The sequence below is a fragment of the Arthrobacter agilis genome, from assembly GCF_002953615.1.
GTDB lineage: Bacteria > Actinomycetota > Actinomycetes > Actinomycetales > Micrococcaceae > Arthrobacter_D > Arthrobacter_D agilis_B.
Map to the genome: position 1 here is coordinate 2,188,091 of NZ_CP024915.1, position 2,472 is coordinate 2,190,562.

Annotated in this window: 4 protein-coding genes; 2 read left to right on the plus strand and 2 right to left on the minus strand. The window is 68.8% G+C overall.

Translation table 11 applies throughout. The features are described from left to right. Window positions 1-144 precede the first annotated feature (144 nt). Window positions 145-492: an ArsR/SmtB family transcription factor gene (locus CVO76_RS10645; RefSeq protein WP_133080131.1), complete on the plus strand. Its 348-nt coding sequence runs from the start codon at window positions 145-147 to the stop codon at window positions 490-492. A gap of 12 nt (window positions 493-504) precedes the next feature. Further along, window positions 505-1,002, plus strand: a complete 498-nt coding sequence (locus CVO76_RS10650; protein ID WP_208739217.1) for an SRPBCC family protein — start codon at window positions 505-507, stop codon at window positions 1,000-1,002. A gap of 106 nt (window positions 1,003-1,108) precedes the next feature. On the opposite strand, the gene CVO76_RS10655 is transcribed toward CVO76_RS10650, so the two are convergent. Together CVO76_RS10655 and CVO76_RS10660 are read right to left on the minus strand one after the other, a co-directional pair. Beyond that, on the minus strand, window positions 1,109-2,254 hold the full coding sequence (locus CVO76_RS10655; RefSeq protein ID WP_133080133.1) for a fatty acid desaturase family protein: 1,146 nt from the start codon (window positions 2,252-2,254) through the stop codon (window positions 1,109-1,111). A gap of 22 nt (window positions 2,255-2,276) precedes the next feature. Continuing rightward, window positions 2,277-2,472, minus strand: a 196-nt coding sequence (locus CVO76_RS10660; RefSeq protein ID WP_208739218.1) for a 2Fe-2S iron-sulfur cluster-binding protein, incomplete at its 5' end; no start/stop codon positions are given.

Here is a 2,472-nt window from a genome sequence, read left to right on the forward strand (position 1 = left end):
ACGGGTGTCACGTCGGCGGGGTCCGCCTCCCGCCGCTGCACGCCGGGGGCGGCGGCGACGGGTGGAAGGCGTCGGGGCACGTTCCCGCGTAGGGATCCCGCCGACCCTTGACCTGCAGGGAGACCGGGCGTAACGTACAACCACATGGTTGTAGGAAGCATCAGCGAGGACGAGGTGGACCGTCTGTTCCGGGCGCTCGCCGACGCGACACGGCGGGACATCGTGGCGCGCGTCCTGGTCGCCGAGTATTCGGTATCCGGCCTGGCCGAGCTGTACGACATGAGTTTCGCGGCAGTGCAGAAACACGTGGCCGTCCTCGAGCGGGCCTCCCTCGTCACCAAGGAGAAACGCGGACGGGAGCAGATCGTGCGGGGAGAGATGGACGGCGTGCAGAACGCACGGCGCCTGCTCGACGACTACGAGAGGATCTGGCGGCGACGCGTCGACCGGATCACGGACATCCTCGCCGAGGATGCCGAGGATGAGCACTAGGAAGGCAGCATCATGACCGTCATCAGCACCGAGAAGGACACCGAGGCGCTCACCTTCCGCCTCGTCGCCGAGTTCGACGCCGGCGTCGAACGCGTCTGGCGGATCTGGGCTGATCCGGCGCAGCTGCAGCGCTGGTGGGGACCGCCGACGTGGCCGGCCACCTTCGACACCTACGAGTTCGAGGAAGGCGGGCGTGCCGCCTATTTCATGACCGGGCCCGACGGCGAGAAGGCGCGGGGGTGGTGGCGGATCACGGCCCTCGAGCCTCCCCGCCTGATCACCTTCGTGGACGGGTTCGCGGACGAGAACGGCGACCCCGTGCCGGACATGGGTGAGACGACGGCCACCGTCACGCTGGAGGATCTCGGCGGACGCACGCGCATGACCATGACCACGGCATTCGGGTCCGTCGAGCAGCTCACCCAGATGGTCGAGATGGGCATGGAGGAGGGCCTTCGCGAGGCACTCGGGCAGGTGGACGCGCTCCTCGCGGAGGACGTCCCGGTCTGACGGTCGTCCGGGTGGCGACACCCGGGACACCCGGGACGCCCGGCGGGCACGGAAGCCGCGGAAAGCGCCGCCGCTCCCCATGCGGGGGCGACGGCGCTGTCCGGCCCTAGGCCGTGGCGGTCTTCGGCTTCCGGTTGGGCAGGGCGAGCCGGAAGATCTTCGCCCAGGTGGAACCGACCTGCTTGGGCAGGGGACCGGTGGTGTAGGGCAGGCCGTAGCGCGTGCAGATCTCGCGGACCTTGACCGCGACCTCGGCGTACCGGTTGGACGGCAGGTCGGGGAAGCAGTGGTGCTCGATCTGGTGGGACAGGTTGCCCGACATGAGGTGCATGAACTTGGAGCCGGAGATGTTCGCCGAACCGATCATCTGGCGGACGTACCAGTCGCCGCGCGTCTCGCCGTCGACCTCCTCCTCGGTGAAGGTGTCCGTACCGTCGGGGAAGTGGCCGCAGAAGATGATCGCGTGGGCCCAGAAGTTGCGGATGGCGTTGGCGGCGAGCGTTCCGTAGAGGGCCTGCTTGCCGGAGCCGGTCAGCATGGCGACGGCGGGAGTGGCGGCGTAGTCCTTGGAGAACTGCTTGAGGACCTTGACGCCCACGGCCTTGAGGTCGCGGTTCATGGCCTCCTTGGACTTCAGGCCTTCCTTGTACTCGGGGATCTCCAGGTCGTAGAGGGCGATGCCCCACTCGAAGACCGGGGCCAGGACGGCGTTGTAGAGGGGATTGCCGAGGTTGAAGGGGCGCCACGGCTGGTCGGGGTCCATGCGGAGGAGGTTGTATCCGATGTCCCGGTCCTTGCCGATGACGTTGGTCCACCGGTGGTGCAGGTCGTTGTGGGTGTGCTGCCAGGATCGGGCCGGGGTGACGAAGTCCCACTCCCAGGTGGTCGAGTGGATGTCGGGATCGCGCATCCAGTCCCACTGGCCGTGCAGCACGTTGTGGCCGATCTCCATGTTCTCGAGGATCTTGGCGATGCTCAGCATCGCCGTACCCGCGAACCAGGCGGGCTTGTACTTGCTGAACAGGAGGGCGCCGCGGCCCGCGAACTCCAGGCTCCGCTGCACCTTGATGACGCGGCGGATGTAGGCGGCGTCGGTCGCGCCGCGCTTGGCGAGGATCTCGTCGCGGACGGCGTCGAGCTCGCGCCCGAGGGCCTCGACCTGCTCGTCGGAGAGGTGCTTGGCGGCGTCGGGGCGGACCAGGGGGTGGCCCGAGGCGGCAAGGGCGCCGGGGCGGGTGAGCGTGGTGGTCATGGGGACTCCTCTGGTGGGGGGACTAAAGGTCGAGGTTCACGGGCCCGGCGGCTGCCGAGACGCAGGTCTGGATGAGCTGGCCGGGGGCGTTGTGCAGTTCGCCGGTGCGGAGGTCCCGGACCTGTCCGGACCGCAGCGGGATGAGGCAGCTGTGGCAGATGCCCATGCGGCAGCCGCTCGGCATGAGGATGCCGGCGTCCTCGCCGATGTCGAGCAGC

Coding starts and splice junctions, on each gene's coding strand:
- CVO76_RS10645 (WP_133080131.1), top strand. CDS start 145: ATGGTTGTAGGAAGCATCAGCGAGGACGAGGTGGACCGTCTGTTCCGG.
- CVO76_RS10650 (WP_208739217.1), top strand. CDS start 505: ATGACCGTCATCAGCACCGAGAAGGACACCGAGGCGCTCACCTTCCGC.
- CVO76_RS10655 (WP_133080133.1), bottom strand. CDS start 2,254: ATGACCACCACGCTCACCCGCCCCGGCGCCCTTGCCGCCTCGGGCCAC.